Raw genomic sequence first — 16,571 nt, 5'->3', positions numbered from 1 at the left:
GGTATTTGAAATAAGAAATACGATAAAGGAAAGGCAAGAATGGCGCGACGCGTCCGATTCTTGCCCCGATCTTAACTGATGTTCTCTCGTTTCTCTTCCCACGCCTCGACATGTTCTTTACCAGGTAAATCCACATCATCACGATTGAACACCGGATCACGTCCGGCTCGCTTCTGCGCCACATAATCGTCGAGCAAAGCTTTGGCGACCTTACTGAGTCGGAAGATGGCATACATATTGACGAGCGCCATCAAGCCCATAAAGATATCGGCGATCGACCAGACCAACCCCGCCGATCGAACCGAGCCGAACAAGACCATCCCGACGACCGCAATCCGGTAGATGACCAGATACACTTTTCGTTCGGAGATGAACTCGATGTTCGTTTCCCCATAATAGTAATTCGCCAAAATCGAACTGAACGCGAACAATAGGATGGCAATCGTCATGAGTGTCGTCGCGAGCGGCCCAATCTCTGTCAAGAGCGCCTCTTGCGCCAACTCGATGCCTTGGAAGTCCTCTGAACCCGGAACTCCCGAGATGAGGACAATCATCGCCGTCGCCGTACAGATAAAGAGCGTATCGACGAAGACGCTGAGCGATTGAATCAAGCCTTGTTTGACCGGGTGGCTGACCTCCGCGGTCGCGGCCGCATTCGGTGCCGACCCCATCCCCGCCTCGTTCGAGAACAAGCCGCGGCGAATCCCTTGCAGGACGGCCGCACCGACTGCACCGCCGAGCAGTTGTCGGAAGCCGAGAATCCCTTCTGAGAAGATGGCTGAAATTACGGCCGGGATGGCCTCTAGGTTTGTGAACACGACCCAGAGGGCGAGCAGGATATAGCCGCCGGCCATAATCGGGACGATAATCCCCGACAACGTTGAAATCGAGCGAATCCCGCCGAAGATGACGACGGCCGTCACGAGAGCCAAGACGATGCCGACCCAGAGCGTATCGACTTCGAAGACGTTATTGATTGATAAAGCAATCGTATTGGCCTGTACCGAGTTGAACGCGAAGCCAAACGCGAACGTGATTAAAATCGCAAACACGATGCCGAGCCACCGTTGACCGAGTGCCCGCTCGATATAGTAGGCGGGTCCACCGCGCCACGCCTTCCCGTCGTGCACTTTATACACTTGGGCGAGCGTGCTCTCGACGAAGGCAGAAGCCGAACCGATCAAGGCGATGAGCCACATCCAGAAAACGGCGCCCGGTCCACCGAGTGCGATGGCCGTCGAGACGCCAGCGATATTCCCTGTCCCAACCCGTGCGGCCGTTCCGATGGCGAACGCCTGGAACGATGAAACTTGCCCTTTCTCGTGTTTGATTCCTTTGACGAACAGCAACTTGAACATCTCCGGCAACATGCGGAACTGGACGAATCCCATCCGGATGGTGAAATACAACCCTCCGGCAATCAAAACGAAAATGAGTACGTACGTCCATAACAGGTCGTTCACCTGCATGACGAGCTCACGAATATCCATGCGCATCCCCTCCTTTTACGGAGTTAATACCCGCCCGATGGGCCACAGAAACGACACGGTCAACGCGAAGCCTCCTCTAGTATGCGCTCACAGAGCGCGTGCGTCGTCAAACTGTCCTCTGCCCGCACCGAGTCATTCGGTTCACCTGCGAGGAGCTTCAGGAACTCGTCGAGCATGGTCGTGAAGCCGCGACGCGTCAAATTCGACTCCCACGGATTCAGTGCCCGCTCGAGCATGCCGTCACGGGTGAAATCATACACACGCTCAACGTCGCGCGACACCCGCTTCAGACGAGGCGACATCACTTCCATCACTTCTTCCGTACAGCCGTTGTCCCGGTTCATGATGCCGATCGCTTCGACCCCTCCGGCCGTGAATTGAATCTGGAGCTGTTTCAACGTCCCGGCCTCATGGCGCGTCCGCACGGCCAAATTCTCGACAGGGGCGAGCCCTGTCAAATAGCGGAGCGTATCGACGACGTGGACGAAGTCTTCGATGATGAACTCACGCAGCGTCGCCGGTTGATACGTCCGATTCTTTTGAATCAAAATCAGATTCGGGTCGGACACTTCTTTTAAGGCAGCCGTCGCCGTCGCGAAACGGCGGTTGAACCCGGTGATGAGCTCGACGCCCTGCTCGGCAGCGAGGCGTACGAGCCGCTCCGTGTCCTCGAGCATGAACGTGACCGGCTTATCGATGAAGACGGGCACACCTTGCGCGAGCACGTAACCGACCTGGTCGGCATGGACCGATGTCGTCGAGTGAATCAACGCACCGTCCATCATCTCGAACGGGACGTCTTCGAGTGATGCATACTGACCGGCAAAACGATACTTCTCGACGAGTTGACCCGCTTTCGCCGCGTCTCTCGAGACGAGATAAACGTCGACCCCTTCTAAACCGGCATAGACCGGCAAATACGCCTTCTTCGCGACGTCCCCTAACCCAACAACGACAATCTTCATGTGTACATCTCTCCTCTTCCTAAGACTGAACAAAACCCCAAGGCGTGTGCCCGGGGTCAAAGGTTCGTTTAATGGACCGCTACAATTTCAAAACTGGTAATCGGTTTACGAATCGCATCTGACACGATTTGATACAAGTCGGCCAATTGCTCGTTATCATGTAAATCGGGCGTCCGGTCGAGAACGACCTCACACGTCCGCGTCGTCTGCTCTTTGTCCTGGAACGCATATTCGATGGTATATGTCTGCATGATACGTCTCCTCTCAAGCGATGTATACGTATGTATAGCCTGAAACGAAACGATTGAAACGCCATAACCCGCTCGACCGCCGGACCGTTCCCATCCATTGTACCACTAGTCCCAACGGAGGCGCGTCATCGAATCGTGACAATTTCTGGCTCGTTTATGACAAGCACGACCGAAACACGTCCCAATCCGATTGCTTGTCAATCGTGTCGAAGATTCCTAGAATGAACAAGTATGCCTCACACATAGGAGACTTGAAATGAAATTAAACATTACTTATTTAGCATTCCCGCTCTCGATTCTGCTATTGGCAGGTTGTACGAGCGAAGAAGCCGGGACCACCACGGTGACGGACACCCCAGAACAGTCCGCCGTCGAGACGACGGCGCCACCCGAACCGCAGACAGAGGACCGCTTCACCGGTTATGACATGATCGAAGTCGAGGGTGGAGATTTGTCAGGTGAACGCGAGAGTAATGTCGTCGTCGATATCGGATACGGCGACCGCGAATATTGGGCGTTCACGAACGAGCACGGTCAACTCGTGAAAGTGATTGCGGACGAGATTGTGCTGCAGGATGACGACCGAGAAGACGTGACGTCGGATGGGCGATACTACGCTGACGAGGCGAAAGTGTCTGGGGTCGAACACCGCGACCTCGACGAAGGGCACGTCATCGCCGATTCGCTCGGCGGCGTCTCGAACGCCTTCAACATCACGCCCCAAAACAGCACGCTCAATCGCCACGGCGACCAGGCGTATATGGAGAGCGTGATCCGGAGCGCAGGCGGCGCGACCGACTTCGAGGCGCTCATCACATATCCGGATACGAATACTCATATCCCTTCACACTATGAGTACACATACACTGTCAAAGGGAATGTCGTTACCGACTCGTTCGACAACGTCAACCCGGATGAGGTGAATGAAGAACTTGGATTGACGGAGAGCGCACCATCGGCCACCGAAGCAAGCGGTGACCTCACGCGCGTCGATACGAACGGCAACGGCCAAGTGACGATTCAAGAGGCAAAGGACGCCGGCTTCACCATGCCGATCACGAGCGACCATTGGCTCTATCCGCACATGCGCGATAACGATGGCGACGGGATGGTTGGCGAGTGATCCAATATCTGAATCAAAAACGAGATGGTTGGCCGATGGGGCCAATCATCTCGTTTTATGTACAATGCTTGAAGCTTCATCCAGTTGGTCGTGCGTGTACGTCAACAACTCATGCCCGTTATAACGGAACGTATGGCGCCGAGGCATAGGATGGTCTAGCATCGGCTGTAAATACTGCTTCAAGTTGCTGATGATTCCCATATTGTCAGGATGAAGCACCCAGTCGATTCGCTTCCATTCCAAAATCCCTTCACGTGTCCTCTGTACCTTGTCAGCGGCTTCATGTTTCGTGACTTCCACGACGAACAGATGCATCCCGACCTGCTGTTCTCCGTGCAGGATGACCTCCCCTTTATACAGAGGATGCTCAATCTTATATCCGGTCTCTTCGAATACTTCTCGACAGACCGACGCTTCAACCGTCTCGCCCGACTCGATTTTCCCACCTACGCCGTTCCATAGTCCCATCGCTGGCGACTTCTCACGATTCAACAGTAAGACTTCATTTTCTGATTTCAATAGACATAACGTATACCCATACATCGCCCTACCCCCTGCCTTGTCTCATTCAGTATGTTGTGACCCTTGCATCCGCTTCTCTTCTGACCAGTTAGCTAAAGACATCATTTGAAACGCAGCGGTCGGGTCCGTCTCAAGAAACGTGATCAGTTCGAGCGAATTCCCGTCCGGATCGTCGAAATAGATAGCGGCATGTGCGTGCGGGAAGTTCGGCAGGACTAACGGCTGTTCTGCAGGCGTCATCTTGAATGCGGTCCGTACTTCGATATCCCGTTCATTGAGCCACTTCTTCACCGTTTCAAGGCTTTCGGGGTCGATTCGAAACGCCACATGACGAATCGATGGATGGTACGGCACCTCGACGCGATCGCTCTCCCACAAACCGAGCCAACTCTCTCCTTCGATGATCCATAGAAACGCCCAGGACTCGTTTTGGAAGGCCAGCTTCATTCCGAGTTTTTCATAAAACGGAATCGACACCGTCAAATCACTTACCGGCAAGTGTGCCTCATATATACCTCTTATCATCCATTCTTCATCTCCCTATCTTTGCCATATTATGAGTATAATCCTTATATATGGAAATGTAAGTTATAATAGCTTGAATGTTGAACGGTAGAGCGATGTATAGGAAAGTGAGTGATGTAATGTGTTACAGGATGCGATTACGCAATGTTTAAAAACTTGTATGGCCCTTCACTGCCGTCCGACTCCAGGGAGGCTATTCGAACGTCTCGTCGTCACGTATTAGAAAGACAAGAAGAACGCGCAATCGATTCTTGAACAGACGGACTTAGGACGGGCCATGCCCATTTATGAGGACTGGTCCGACTATCTTGCACATACATTCATTCCGTCACCTACAAGGGCGAAAAAAACCACGGCAAGCAAAAAAACTGCTCCTAGGAGCAGTTTTCGCTTGTCTTCAGTATCACAAACAAAAAGTGTGCAATGTGTGTGCAATGAAGACTTATTTCGTATCAGAAGTCGGCTCAGCTGAACGTCTCGGCGGACGTTTACCGAAGAACTGGTAGTATTGCGTCTCGATATTCCCGTTGTACAGCTTACGGCGTTTCGTCGCCGGACGGCCATACGCTTTCTCGAAATCCTCATAGCTCGTCAACATATAGACGCTATAGCCCGGATATTTGGCGAACTGCTGGCCGATCCGCTCGTACAGGTCGATAATCTCTTCTTCGGTCTGCAACCGTTCGCCGTATGGCGGGTTGCCGATGATGACACCGTACTCTTCTTTCGGCTTCAAGGCAGCCGCGTCACTATGGACGAACGTGATGGCGTCACGGACGTCGGCAAGCTCGGCGTTATCCTTGGCGAGCTTGACCATGCGTGGGTCGAGGTCGATGCCGTAGATTTTGAGCGGTTTGTCCCATTCCGCTTTCTCGTTCGCTTCATTGATCGCATCATACCAGGCTTTCTTCGGTACGCACGGCCAGTCTTGTGAACAGAACTCACGGTTGAGACCAGGCGCGATGTTACGACCGATGAGCGCCGCCTCGATGGCGAGCGTCCCTGAGCCGGTGAAAACGTCGTAGAACGGCATGTCCGGCTTCCAGTTCGTCAGCTGAATCATTGCCGCAGCCATCGTCTCTTTGAGCGGTGCCTGTGAGTGGAGCTCACGGTAACCACGACGGTGAAGCGCGTCACCTGACGTGTCGATTGTGATCGTCGCCACATCTTTCAACAAGGCGACTTCAATCGGATAGTAGGCGCCCGTCTTCGGCAGCCACTCGCCCGGCTTATCGTATCCGCGTTGCATCGCGTCGACAATCGCCTTCTCCGTGATTTTCTGACAGTCGCGGATCGAGAACAACTTCGACTTGACCGAGCGGCCGTCGACGATGAATCGAGCGTCCCACGGCATGAGATCCGTCCAAGGCAGTTCGACGACACCGTCAAACAGTTCCGTGAACGTCGTCGCTTTGAACTCGGCGACGACGAGCTTGACGCGGTCTGCCGTCCGGAGCCATAGGTTCAATCGCGGAATGTCTTCCATTTCTGCGTCGATATAGACGCGTCCGTTCTCGACCTCACACGTGTAGCCGAGGTCGCGCACTTCTTTGGCGACGAGTGCTTCGATGCCCATCGCTGCGGTGGCAATCAGTTTTCGTTTTGCCATACTATCCCTACTTTCTATAAGTGTTACTCCTAAAATGGTCATGTAAAAAGGAGCTCAAGTAGGATTGCTTGAACTCCTGGTCAATGTTAAATGAGAGACTATGCTGCCCTGTAAGCCATGTTCTGTACTCCGGTGCTCATAACGGTCTCCCTGGCACGATGGAGTGACAATCATCTATCTGCGCCGATTGGCGCCTTCCGTCCCGTTCGGTTCCAGTCAGGAAGTTCCCCTACCATAGTTTGGGTTTCTCGCTCGTGGGGTTTACCTCGTTCCACTCTGAACGTTTCCGATCAGACTCCGTCACTGTGGCACTTTCAAGAAGCTTGCACCATATCCGAGGACTTAGGTGCTTCTTCTGCCGTCAACTTGCGTTGCCTACACTTATCTTTTCGTGTAGCACGATCACTACAGCCATCACAGGCTGTGCGAGCATGGACTTTCCTCAAGACTTGCGTCCCGCGATTGCCCAGACCTCATAGTCACTTTACCCATTGTAGCGGATAACCCGTGAAATGACAACCGAGAACCTGAACTTGATTTTCACCGGCGTCAGCGCTAAAATAAGGCGTGTTCCATTGAACAAGGAGGGATTTTGATGCGTCAAGATGCAAAAAACGGTTGGATTCAACGACTGACCTATGTGATTGAAATCGATGACATTAAAGCGCTCCACCCAAACAACGGCGTGTTCGCCTTCTACCGGAATAATCGACTCGTCCGAGGATTCGAGCCGTTTGACATTAAAGCACCGAATGAACTGTCCAAACGTCCGTATCACTTCGACCATCATAACTTGGCCCACTTACAGGAACGTTTTCCTGAATCGATTCCGACGTTCGACGCGTCGACTCAGACACGTCGCGCATGGAGCGAGGATGTCCGTGTCGGTCTCTGTGAGATTATTGTCGACGGGAAACTGAGTTTTGAACATATCGACGACAACGGCAACGTCTTAGAAGCGAACATTCGTTGGAGCGGTGAAGCCATCACGAAAGCATAAATCAACACCCGGAGCCAAGCGCTGGCTCCGGGTGTTTTTCATGTCGATTCCGCCGATTTGTCCGTCTCGGCTTGGACCGGTTGCGGCGCATACTTGACCGTCACCACTTTCTCAGAGACGTCGGTCGGTTTCAAGACGACCGTGTACGCAGCTCCCGTGTCGCTCCGGACCGGGAACTTGCCCGGTACGTGAAGCGCCTCATAGACGATTTTTTTGTTCGCATCGAGTACGGTGACGACCCCTTTTCGCGTCGTCGCCAATTCGAACGTGCCTCCGTCGGACGCTTTGACCGCAACCGCCGGCTTGACGGGATTCACGTATTTGAAGGACCGACTGGCCGTACGTTTATGTTTCCCATCCGTGACGACGGCTTGGAGTTTGTACGAGCCACTCGGTAGCCAATCGCCGCCGGCATACATCGTGAACATCGAATTCCCTGCCGACAGCGTCTTCACTTTACGGGTACCTTGATATAACGTATACGTCGTTTTCAAATTCGGTTTTTTCATGACCGTCAGTTTCGCTTCTTTGACGTAACGGCTCTTGAGCGTCGACGGCACCGAGAGCGTCACGGGACGCGGTGTCGCATCGAGGAGCCGCTTCGTGTTCAGCTCCGTATAAATCTTGCCGCTCGCCCGTGGCATCTTTTGAATCAAGGCGTCCACATCGGCCGGTGTCAAAAACGGATTGACCGATTTGACGAGCGCGAGACCCGACGACACCATCGGCGCGGCCATCGACGTCCCGTCCATATAGACGAAGCCGTTATTCAGGCCGAGCGACAAAATGTTCACCCCGGGGGCGACGATTTTGACTTGAGCGGCCATATTGCTGAAACCGGCGACGCGACGGTTCGCGTCAATCGCCCCGACCGCGATGACTTCTTTCATATTGGCCGGGAACGAGACGGTCTTCTCCCCGTCGTTTCCTGCCGAGGCGACGATGATGACCCCTTTGGCCCGGGCCCGGCGAATCGAATCGGCGAGGACTTGATCGTAATCTTGCCCGCCGAGCGACAGGTTGATGATGTTCGCCCCTTTCGCCACCGCCGTATCGACCGCTTTGGCGACGGTCCAAGAATCCGTGTACTCCGAGTTTTTACCGTAGAAGACGTTATAAAAATGATAGCGTACGTTCGGAGCAAGTCCGGCCATCCCGAACTTGTTGTGACGGCCAGACATGATGCCGGCCGTATGCGTCCCATGATAATCGACGCTGTAAGGCCCTTTCATCGAATTGACGACACGAGGGACCTTGTATAGTTCTTTATGCCGACGATCGGCCGACGAATCGATTAAAGCGATCACGATGTCTGAAGCGCCGCGCGTCGTGTTCCACGCCAAATCGGTGCCTGTTTGCTTGATATAGTATTGGTTCCCGACCCTCGGCTCGGCCACGATGTAACCGTGTTTCTCCAATACAACCGGTTTCGCCGCGTCCACCGATGCAGGCATGAGCAGCGCGAGCGCCGCCACAAGCATCATTTTTTTCATCGCCTACCGCTCCATTCCAAACTTCCTAAGATGCCCCCATTATCTCAAGTTACGGAATCAATTTCCCTTTTTTTCGAAAAATAGATTGTGACATTTTTTCGACGCTCACCAATAGTTCGGTTCGTCAGGCTCATCCATCTCATAGTCGACAATCTTTCCGATGGTCAAATACGTATAATAACGCGCCAGTTCCGTCCGATACGGATCGGGTGTAAATCCGTCGAGGTCCTCACCGAGCGGAGATCCATCAATCGTCTCGAACTGTTGACAGAAAAACGATTCCGTCTCTGTGTCCCAGACGATATTGTCGCCGATATATCCACTACCGAACCGAATATAGTCGATGATAGAAGGGACGATCACCTCGGCCGGGAGCCGTTCACTCATCCGGCCGACCAGTTCATAGCGGTCTCGGTCGACATAGTCGGCCTGATCGAGGGACGTACATTTCAATACTTCCTTGTTGATTTCAATCAACACGACATAATCCCCCGGTTCTATCGATAGCTTCATCTCATCACCTCATCTCAACATCCGCATAGCTCTATCATATTCAAGTATTCGCAATCAATCCACGAAATCCTGTATGCCTGTAAAATTTTCCATCTGGTTGATTCATACAACATGTCGAAATTTGTTTTTGGTATACTAAATGATATGAATGCAAGAAAGGAAGTGCAACATGGCCAAACGTCCTCTGACCCCTCGCGAGAGTGAATTGATTGCCACCGCCCTGTTCGTCGTCGGACACGTCCCATACGTCGGGCATATCGACCGGCTCGAATCAATCACGCTAAGAGATATCGCCGATGATTATTTGAGTGGAAAAAATTCCGTCACCGACGCCGTCGAGGCGCTCGATCAATACATCTTCGTCCGCCGGCATCGCTTTAAAAATGTCACACCGAACAATCTGTGGACGCTCGACGACAAGACCGAACAAGAAGCGCTCCGCTACATCGTCCGACGTCCGGAACTGAAAAAAGGCGAGACGCTCAACAAACAGAACCAACCGTTCACGGTCGGTCAGGACATCGAGTTCAAAGTCGATAAGCAACTCGACCGTGGCCAGTTCCGAATTTACATCGGCAAACTGAACGGTTACACGGTCAAAGCCCAGTCGAAAGACAAAGACAAGCTCAAGACGGTCAAAGGATGGATCACCCACCTCGACCGCAAGGACCGTCTCGTCTTCGTCAATATCTCCGAATTCGGACGTGAGCCGATCGAGTCAGAAGCCAAGGCGCGACTCGAGGCAATGAGTGCCGGACTGCTCGGCTGGTTCGCGACGGCCACGTTACCGTCCGAGGCGGAGGCACAGACGGCCAAGCAGATGATTGCCACGTTGCAGCGTCGGGACCAACCGTATTGGTTCACGTTGACCGTTGCGATGAACCATCCGAAGCCCGAGCATGTCAAGCGCTGGGGAACGGTCGTCAACCTGCTCGTCAAAGCGAGCGCGGGCGATACGACCGCGCTCGAGACGCTCGAGGCCCAAGAAGACAAGTACTTCAAAGATGCCTTCCTGCGGGCGCTCCGGGCGCTACACAAAGAACTGACCAAAGCGACATAACGGCCAGGTGACCTGACATGGGTCACCTGTTTTCGATGTCCTTCATGAGAAAGGAAGAGAGTCATGCACGTACTGATTGTTGAAGACGACCTGGCCATCCTGCATCTGATTGAAACGACGTTACAGCGGGCCGGTCACACCGTCACCACGGCCATGGACGGAAACGTCGCCGAGCGACTGTTTTTAGAGCGACCTGCAGATGCTGCCGTGATTGACATCCTGTTGCCGGGCCAAGACGGGCGAACGCTCTGTTCCCGGCTGAAACGATTGACGGATATTCCGGTCATCCTATTGACCGCCCTCGGGGAATGGGAGGAGAAACGGAGCGGTTTCGAGCACGGGGCCGACGATTACATGACGAAACCGTTCATTCCAGAAGAACTGCTCTTCCGGCTCCAAGCCGTCGCGAAACGTTACGCCAAGAATGCGGCCACGGTCGTCACTGCCGGACCGCTCAAACTCGACTTGCGTGATTATCGGCTCGAACTTCATGAGGAGACGATCCACTTGCCGAAAAAAGAGTTCGAGCTGCTCTATCAGTTGGCTGCGTTTCCAAGTCGTGTGTTCACCCGTGATGAATTGATTGAGCAAGTATGGGGCCTCGAGTTCGAAGGCGACGACCGGACGATCGACGTCCACATCAAGCGATTACGCGGTCGCCTCCGTGACGAAGGCAACATGATTCGGACGGTGCGAGGCGTCGGGTATACGCTCGAGGTGACGCCATGAAGACGTTATACACGCGAATCGTCTTGACCGTGTTTATGATTTTATTGTTGTCGGGTGCTATCGCCCTGCTCGTCAGCAACGTCGCCTACTACGTGTGGTGGCAACCGTCCTATAGCGACAAGACCGAACAGACGGCTGAGGCCGCGAAAGTGTACTTCGAGGCCCATACCGATGGTGAGACGTCCACATTTTATACACTGCTCGCTCAGACCGGCTATCAGTTGTTCGTCGTACGACCGGACGATACGATTGAACGCTATGGCGGAGCGTTCCGGGATGAGCGGCTCGACACCGACGTCATCGCCTCCGTCCGGTCCGGTGAAACCTACGACGGGATGCACACCTATCCGTTCCACTTGTTTTTGCTCGGACTGTTCGACAACGAGGTCGTCAATACGTATGGGTTTAGCATCGATGGTGAGGATGCCGTCTTCATCCGTCCCGATCTGAGTGCCCAAATCCGCGAGCTGCATTTATTCGTCGGGTTGTTCTTCGCCTTGTTGACCGGGCTCGCCTTCATCTTGATTGCCTTGTCGACGAGTCAACTCGTCCGCCCGTTGCGGACGTTGACCGCTGCGACCGATTCGGTCGCATCCGGGGGTCGGCCGAGCGACCTCCCGCTCGAGCGCAACGATGAGATTGGCACGCTCTCCCGTCGCTTCAACGATATGGTCGACTCGCTTGAAAAATCGGAAGGCGAGCGCAGACGGTTTGTCTCGAGCGTCTCCCATGAGTTCCAGACCCCGCTCACTTCCATCAAAGGCTACGCCTCGGAACTCGTCGCGACGACCGACGGTGACGCGAAAGCGCATGCCGCCATCATTCGAGACGAGGCTTCGCGCCTGTCCGATCTGACGAGACAGTTACTGCTCCTCGCCCGGCTCGACGAGGCCAACGTGTCGTTAACGACACCGGTCGATGTGCGTGCGTCCATCGAGGATGTTATCCGGCGGCACACGTTCCAACTCGACGAGAAAGGGATCGCCGTTGCCACAGAACTCGATTCGACGCTCTTCGTGACCGGTGACCCGCTATTGCTGGCACAAGTGTGGTCCAACTTGCTGACGAACGCGATTCACGCTTCTGCAGACGGTGGCCTCATCACCATCAAGGCGTATCAAGGCGAACGCCCGACCGTCTTGATTCAAGACGTTGGTGTCGGCATGGATGAAGCGACGAAGGCACGGCTGTTCGAGCGTTTCTATAAAGGCGACGCCTCACGATCCGGACGAGGCACCGGGCTCGGCCTCGCCATCGCCCGAGATATCGTCCACCTTCACGGCGGCACGTTGACGGTCGAATCTCAGCTCGGGGCGGGTACCGTCTTTTACGTCACGTTGTAGTCATGTTCATATTCCGTTCATCTTGGTCGGTTATGCTTCCTTCATCGCTATGAAGGAGGCTTTTTTTATGAACTTAGGATTAAAAGAGATGTGGCGGCAAAAACGAAAATTTTCGCTCATTTTCGTAATCACGCTACTTATCGTCTTGTTGTCGACATTGATCACCGGACTCGCGGACGGTCTGGCTTATGATAACGGGGCCACCTTGCGTGAACTCGATGTCGAGTCGTTTCAACTGGCCGATGATGCCGACGGGCAATTGACCCGCTCATTCATCGAACTGCCGACACCCGATGCGCTCACCCCGCTCGGCGTCAAATCGATGACGCTCGTCCATGGGACGAAAAAACAGGATGCCACATTATTCACACTGCCGAAAGATTCCACAATCGGGCCCGAGCTTGACCTCGCTGTCGGGGACGTGCTCGTCGACCCAAGTTTTCTCGGTGACGTCGAAATCGGAGACACGGTTCGCGATTTTGCGTCCGGGTATGCATTCACCATCGTCGGGACGACGGACGGTCGCTATAGCCACGCCCCGGTCATCTGGGCAACACAGGATACGTGGGAAGCGTTCCAGACGGCTAGCGGTCAGCCCGCCTACGTCTCGGCCTGGCTCGGGAAGGCTGACACCTCACTCGCTACGATGACGAAACAAGACGTCGTTAAGGCCGTCCCTGGGTATACGGCAGAACAAGGCACATTCACGATGATGCGCGGCTTCTTGCTGTTCATCGGCGCATTCATCTTGACCGCTTTCTTTTATATGTTGACACTCCAAAAGCTCCCGGAGCTCGGGATTTTGAAAGCAATCGGGATTCGTCCCCGTGTGATCGGCACGGCTCTCGTCATCCAGGTCATGGCCACGGTGCTCACGGCGAGCCTGCTAGCCACGGTGCTGACAGGGTTCACCGGCACGTTCGTCCCAGACGCCATCCCGTTCCGGTTCGACTTGGGCAACGTGCTCGCATATGGTGCGGTCATGGCCGCCCTCTCACTCATCGGGACATTGTTGCCGCTTTGGAAATTGCGCCGGCTTGACGCCGCCGACGCGCTAGGAGGAATTGGACAATGAAATTGACGAATATTTGCCATACGTATGACGGACAACCCATTTTGCGTGGCATCGATTTACAGGTCGAGCCCGGGGAATGTATCGGCATCATCGGACCGAGCGGTAGCGGGAAGAGCACGCTGCTCCAAATTCTTGGTTTATTGAAACGACCTGACGTTGGGCTCATCGAGCTCGAGGGACGGGAGTTGCTCGCTGCGAGTGAAGAAGAACGACGCTTGCTTCGCTTGAATGAAATCGGCTTCGTATTTCAGCAAGCCCACCTCGTTCCATATTTGACGGTTCGAGAACAACTCGAGCTCGTCCAGGCCGAAAGCGAATCTAAACAAGACCCGCTCCACCTGCTCGACGTCCTCGGTCTGAGTCATCGCCTCAATCAACTGCCGAAGCACTTGTCGGGCGGCGAACGGCAGCGCGTCGCCGTTGCCCGAGCCCTCATCAATCGGCCTCGACTCTTGTTGGCCGATGAACCGACGGCGAGCCTCGATTTCGAGAACGGGCGCCGGGTCATGGAGTTGCTCGTCGCTGAGGCGCGTAATCACGGACGTCGAGTCCTTGTCATCACTCACGATGAACGCATGCTAGACGTCTGCGACCGGGTCCTATTGCTTCAGGACGGTCAGCTTCAACCCTCGCCCCGACATTAAAAAAAGGGAAGACCGCGTCCATCGCGGCCTTCCCTTTTTGTTGTTCAAGGTTTGTCACATGGCGTGCACGCGAGCCGGCAGCTCGACCCACTCGCCCGATAGATGGCCCAAATGATGCGTCAGCCAAGCGTTGAAACCGATGACGAGCGTCAATCGACCCGCTTCATTGATGCCCGCCGAGACGACACGAATCAATCTCTCCTCGATATGTTGCGAGACGAGAGTGATGCGGGCGAGTGCGAGTACGGACCGGACGATTTCATCGGCCGACACGTCAATGGAAACGGCGATGTCCGGGACCGATAATTCGATTGCCTGCCCAGGCTGACATAAGTAGCGGTCAATTAACACGTCCAAGACGATTCCATGTTGCCGTTCCCCGCTCGTCGGAGCGCGATAGAACGTCACTCCCTCAGTCGTCGTATAATCCGTCTGTCCCATCAAACATGCCTGTAAAAATTGATACATCGCCTGTCGCTCCATCGGTTCATATCCTCCCACTTGGTGACTATTCGCTACTATCATATGTGGCAACTCTATTCGGCACAATTCGCCTTATCACATATAAGCCTTGGCGTTCCGTCATTGAAAACACACCATGACCCATATGGCGCGTGAATTGGGAACGCGTTTTCGGGTACAATAATGGGGAAAGGAGCGGTTCATATGCAGAAGAGATGGAAGGTTGGACTCGCAACATTATTCACTGGCTATTATGCCATCAGCTACTATGCGTTCAAACGCATGACACGAGGGAAACGCAAGACGCCCGAGATGCTGTTGGCCCCCTACACGAAGGAAGATCAATCCTTTTATCACGACGTGCCGTTTGAGCACGTCTCGCTCCGCTCGCAAGACGGATATCGCCTCTATGGGCGTGTCTACCGAAACGAAGGCTCATCGAAGTGGATCGTCTTCGTGCACGGCTATACGGCGTCCCACAGCTTCATGGCCCCGCATTTGGCGATGTTCCATCGCCTCGGCTACAATCTGCTCGCCGTCGATTTGCGGTCCCACGGCGAATCCGAGGGCGTGTACGCCTCGTACGGCTATCATGAGAAACATGACATCGTGGATTGGGTCGACTGGTTGCGGGTTAATGAGTCCGTCTCCGAGGTCGGGCTACATGGCGTGTCGATGGGCGCCGCCTCGATTTTACAGGCCGGTCCATTGACAGATGTCGATTTTTTGATTGCCGAGTGCCCGTTCGATGACATGAGACAACTCATGCGCCATCAGTTGAACGTCTTACACCGACTGCCTGGTGATTTGTTGTTGCCGGGAATCAATTACTTCCTTTGGACGCGAGCCGGATTCCGGATGCACCAAGTCCGACCGAAACGAGCGCTCGCGGCAATCGATGTGCCGGTCTTGTTCATCCATGGGACAGAGGACGATTACGTCCCGACCTGGATGTCCGTCGAGATGAATGCGCTCAACCGCAAAAATGAGATCGCCCTCATCCACGGCGCGGAACATACGAACTGTATTTTGAAAGACCAGCCCGCGTATGAGGCGGCCGTCAGTCAGTTTCTGAATCGACGACGTGAATCGGTCCAGCAATAAGATCGAGCAAGGCATGAACGACCATCACCGGCCAGAGGATACCCATCGCCACATATAAATAACCGAGCCCCCACCCGACGAGACTGGTCGCGAGGATGCCTCGGACACCTTGATAAGCGTGGGCCAACCCGAATAACGCTCCGCCGATCAAGGCGAGCATCGGGGGCGAGACGTCCATCCACAATGTGACCGTGTAGAGCAGAACGCCACGGAAGATGAACTCTTCGGTCACTCCAGCCGTCCAAGACACGGCGCCCCACGCTCTCGCCTCCTGAATCGTCTGAGGCAACAGTAGCCGTTCAATCTCGAGCTCATAATATGGCCGTAACCGGCGCCGCAAACCCGGAGACGTTTTCACGAGCAGATAGAACGCGATCAATGCGGAGATGAGGACGCTCGTCAAAAAGAAGAACTGCCAGGCGCGCAAATCCCCCTCGGCCGGGGCGAAGCCGAGCCCGACCGCTTCAGGCGGGACCTGGAACAAAAAGACGAGGGCGAGCAACAGCAAACAGAGCCCCCACGCCGATTTGATGGTCTGATCGTACACGCGGCTTCGTCCGAGCGTTTCAATCATCGGTTTCATCAACCGGGCGTTGAACAATTGGACAATCAATAAATACACGAGAATGATGGTAAAGACGGCCTGTTCGAGCATGGATATCC

18 protein-coding genes and 1 other RNA gene are annotated in these 16,571 nt (G+C 54.4%); 8 read left to right on the top strand and 11 right to left on the bottom strand.

What is annotated here, in order from left to right:
• Positions 1–71: 71 nt before the first annotated feature.
• From KNP67_RS10960 to KNP67_RS10950, 3 genes are all read right to left on the bottom strand, one after another.
• On the bottom strand, positions 72–1,490 hold the full coding sequence (locus tag KNP67_RS10960) for an alanine/glycine:cation symporter family protein (RefSeq protein WP_029595416.1): 1,419 nt from the start codon (positions 1,488–1,490) through the stop codon (positions 72–74).
• 59 nt (positions 1,491–1,549) lie between these two features.
• The gene (locus KNP67_RS10955) at positions 1,550–2,455 is read right to left on the bottom strand and encodes a Gfo/Idh/MocA family protein (RefSeq protein ID WP_029595415.1); all 906 of its coding nucleotides are present in this window, start codon (positions 2,453–2,455) and stop codon (positions 1,550–1,552) included.
• A gap of 68 nt (positions 2,456–2,523) precedes the next feature.
• Positions 2,524–2,706 (bottom strand): hypothetical protein, encoded by a 183-nt coding sequence (locus tag KNP67_RS10950; protein ID WP_021067507.1) that lies wholly within the window; start codon positions 2,704–2,706, stop codon positions 2,524–2,526.
• Between the two features lie 256 nt (positions 2,707–2,962).
• Between KNP67_RS10950 and KNP67_RS10945 the strand changes: the two genes are divergently transcribed.
• Entirely contained in the window at positions 2,963–3,829 is an 867-nt protein-coding gene (locus KNP67_RS10945) for a DNA/RNA non-specific endonuclease (RefSeq protein WP_131471180.1), read from the top strand.
• A 45-nt stretch (positions 3,830–3,874) separates the two neighbouring features.
• Here the strand turns inward: KNP67_RS10945 and KNP67_RS10940 are convergent, their stop codons facing one another.
• The 4 genes from KNP67_RS10940 to rnpB all read right to left on the bottom strand — a co-directional run bounded on the left by KNP67_RS10940 (position 3,875) and on the right by rnpB (position 6,959).
• Positions 3,875–4,372: an NUDIX hydrolase gene (locus KNP67_RS10940; protein WP_131471181.1), complete on the bottom strand. Its 498-nt coding sequence runs from the start codon at positions 4,370–4,372 to the stop codon at positions 3,875–3,877.
• Positions 4,373–4,393: 21 nt separating this feature from the next.
• Complete coding sequence (locus tag KNP67_RS10935; RefSeq protein ID WP_131471182.1) at positions 4,394–4,876, bottom strand: VOC family protein; 483 nt, start codon at positions 4,874–4,876, stop codon at positions 4,394–4,396.
• Positions 4,877–5,318: 442 nt separating this feature from the next.
• Complete coding sequence (locus tag KNP67_RS10930) at positions 5,319–6,485, bottom strand: THUMP domain-containing class I SAM-dependent RNA methyltransferase (protein ID WP_021067511.1); 1,167 nt, start codon at positions 6,483–6,485, stop codon at positions 5,319–5,321.
• 106 nt (positions 6,486–6,591) lie between these two features.
• Positions 6,592–6,959: RNase P RNA component class B (gene rnpB, locus KNP67_RS10925), an RNA gene on the bottom strand.
• Positions 6,960–7,080: 121 nt separating this feature from the next.
• On the opposite strand from rnpB, the gene KNP67_RS10920 reads away from it, so the two are divergent.
• Positions 7,081–7,485: a hypothetical protein gene (locus KNP67_RS10920; protein ID WP_021067512.1), complete on the top strand. Its 405-nt coding sequence runs from the start codon at positions 7,081–7,083 to the stop codon at positions 7,483–7,485.
• Positions 7,486–7,523: 38 nt separating this feature from the next.
• Here KNP67_RS10920 and KNP67_RS10915 read toward each other — a convergent pair whose 3' ends face one another.
• Both KNP67_RS10915 and KNP67_RS10910 read right to left on the bottom strand, forming a co-directional pair.
• Entirely contained in the window at positions 7,524–8,978 is a 1,455-nt protein-coding gene (locus KNP67_RS10915) for a S8 family peptidase (protein WP_131471183.1), read from the bottom strand.
• Between the two features lie 105 nt (positions 8,979–9,083).
• Positions 9,084–9,491, bottom strand: a complete 408-nt coding sequence (locus KNP67_RS10910; protein WP_131471184.1) for a hypothetical protein — start codon at positions 9,489–9,491, stop codon at positions 9,084–9,086.
• 169 nt (positions 9,492–9,660) lie between these two features.
• Here KNP67_RS10910 and KNP67_RS10905 point away from each other — a divergent pair, with 169 nt between their 5' ends.
• The 5 genes from KNP67_RS10905 (at position 9,661) to KNP67_RS10885 (ending at position 14,342) form a co-directional block, all read left to right on the top strand.
• Positions 9,661–10,551, top strand: coding sequence for a hypothetical protein (locus KNP67_RS10905; protein WP_131471185.1), 891 nt, complete (start codon positions 9,661–9,663; stop codon positions 10,549–10,551).
• 63 nt (positions 10,552–10,614) lie between these two features.
• Positions 10,615–11,280: a response regulator transcription factor gene (locus KNP67_RS10900; RefSeq protein WP_131471186.1), complete on the top strand. Its 666-nt coding sequence runs from the start codon at positions 10,615–10,617 to the stop codon at positions 11,278–11,280.
• Positions 11,277–12,623 (top strand): sensor histidine kinase, encoded by a 1,347-nt coding sequence (locus KNP67_RS10895; RefSeq protein ID WP_131471187.1) that lies wholly within the window; start codon positions 11,277–11,279, stop codon positions 12,621–12,623. The genes KNP67_RS10900 and KNP67_RS10895 overlap by 4 nt, the downstream gene beginning before the upstream one ends.
• Positions 12,624–12,690: 67 nt before the next feature.
• Entirely contained in the window at positions 12,691–13,698 is a 1,008-nt protein-coding gene (locus KNP67_RS10890; protein ID WP_131471188.1) for an ABC transporter permease, read from the top strand.
• A complete protein-coding gene (locus tag KNP67_RS10885; protein ID WP_035385665.1) occupies positions 13,695–14,342 on the top strand; it encodes an ABC transporter ATP-binding protein in 648 nt (215 codons plus the stop codon). Before KNP67_RS10890 ends, KNP67_RS10885 begins: the two co-directional genes overlap by 4 nt.
• A 54-nt stretch (positions 14,343–14,396) precedes the next feature.
• Here KNP67_RS10885 and KNP67_RS10880 read toward each other — a convergent pair whose 3' ends face one another.
• A complete protein-coding gene (locus KNP67_RS10880) occupies positions 14,397–14,825 on the bottom strand; it encodes a hypothetical protein (protein WP_214756590.1) in 429 nt (142 codons plus the stop codon).
• Between the two features lie 183 nt (positions 14,826–15,008).
• Here KNP67_RS10880 and KNP67_RS10875 point away from each other — a divergent pair, with 183 nt between their 5' ends.
• Positions 15,009–15,908: an alpha/beta hydrolase gene (locus KNP67_RS10875; protein WP_131471189.1), complete on the top strand. Its 900-nt coding sequence runs from the start codon at positions 15,009–15,011 to the stop codon at positions 15,906–15,908.
• Here KNP67_RS10875 and KNP67_RS10870 read toward each other — a convergent pair.
• Positions 15,865–16,563 carry a CPBP family intramembrane glutamic endopeptidase gene (locus KNP67_RS10870; protein ID WP_131471190.1) on the bottom strand — a complete coding sequence of 233 codons (699 nt, stop codon included), beginning with the start codon at positions 16,561–16,563 and terminating at the stop codon, positions 15,865–15,867. The genes KNP67_RS10875 and KNP67_RS10870 overlap by 44 nt on opposite strands.
• Positions 16,564–16,571: the final 8 nt, after the last annotated feature.

The sequence above is a fragment of the Exiguobacterium sp. s157 genome, assembly GCF_018618205.1.
In the GTDB taxonomy this organism is placed as follows: domain Bacteria; phylum Bacillota; class Bacilli; order Exiguobacteriales; family Exiguobacteriaceae; genus Exiguobacterium; species Exiguobacterium chiriqhucha.
This window is presented reverse-complemented; position numbering and strand designations above follow the sequence as displayed.

Excerpts from the sequence above, each read along its gene's own strand:
- KNP67_RS10960 (WP_029595416.1), bottom strand. The coding sequence starts at position 1,490 with ATGGATATTCGTGAGCTCGTCATGCAGGTGAACGACCTGTTATGGACG.
- KNP67_RS10955 (WP_029595415.1), bottom strand. The coding sequence starts at position 2,455 with ATGAAGATTGTCGTTGTTGGGTTAGGGGACGTCGCGAAGAAGGCGTAT.
- KNP67_RS10950 (WP_021067507.1), bottom strand. The coding sequence starts at position 2,706 with ATGCAGACATATACCATCGAATATGCGTTCCAGGACAAAGAGCAGACG.
- KNP67_RS10945 (WP_131471180.1), top strand. The coding sequence starts at position 2,963 with ATGAAATTAAACATTACTTATTTAGCATTCCCGCTCTCGATTCTGCTA.
- KNP67_RS10940 (WP_131471181.1), bottom strand. The coding sequence starts at position 4,372 with ATGTATGGGTATACGTTATGTCTATTGAAATCAGAAAATGAAGTCTTA.
- KNP67_RS10935 (WP_131471182.1), bottom strand. The coding sequence starts at position 4,876 with ATGATAAGAGGTATATATGAGGCACACTTGCCGGTAAGTGATTTGACG.
- KNP67_RS10930 (WP_021067511.1), bottom strand. The coding sequence starts at position 6,485 with ATGGCAAAACGAAAACTGATTGCCACCGCAGCGATGGGCATCGAAGCA.
- KNP67_RS10920 (WP_021067512.1), top strand. The coding sequence starts at position 7,081 with ATGCGTCAAGATGCAAAAAACGGTTGGATTCAACGACTGACCTATGTG.
- KNP67_RS10915 (WP_131471183.1), bottom strand. The coding sequence starts at position 8,978 with ATGAAAAAAATGATGCTTGTGGCGGCGCTCGCGCTGCTCATGCCTGCA.
- KNP67_RS10910 (WP_131471184.1), bottom strand. The coding sequence starts at position 9,491 with ATGAAGCTATCGATAGAACCGGGGGATTATGTCGTGTTGATTGAAATC.
- KNP67_RS10905 (WP_131471185.1), top strand. The coding sequence starts at position 9,661 with ATGGCCAAACGTCCTCTGACCCCTCGCGAGAGTGAATTGATTGCCACC.
- KNP67_RS10900 (WP_131471186.1), top strand. The coding sequence starts at position 10,615 with ATGCACGTACTGATTGTTGAAGACGACCTGGCCATCCTGCATCTGATT.
- KNP67_RS10895 (WP_131471187.1), top strand. The coding sequence starts at position 11,277 with ATGAAGACGTTATACACGCGAATCGTCTTGACCGTGTTTATGATTTTA.
- KNP67_RS10890 (WP_131471188.1), top strand. The coding sequence starts at position 12,691 with ATGAACTTAGGATTAAAAGAGATGTGGCGGCAAAAACGAAAATTTTCG.
- KNP67_RS10885 (WP_035385665.1), top strand. The coding sequence starts at position 13,695 with ATGAAATTGACGAATATTTGCCATACGTATGACGGACAACCCATTTTG.
- KNP67_RS10880 (WP_214756590.1), bottom strand. The coding sequence starts at position 14,825 with ATGGAGCGACAGGCGATGTATCAATTTTTACAGGCATGTTTGATGGGA.
- KNP67_RS10875 (WP_131471189.1), top strand. The coding sequence starts at position 15,009 with ATGCAGAAGAGATGGAAGGTTGGACTCGCAACATTATTCACTGGCTAT.
- KNP67_RS10870 (WP_131471190.1), bottom strand. The coding sequence starts at position 16,563 with ATGCTCGAACAGGCCGTCTTTACCATCATTCTCGTGTATTTATTGATT.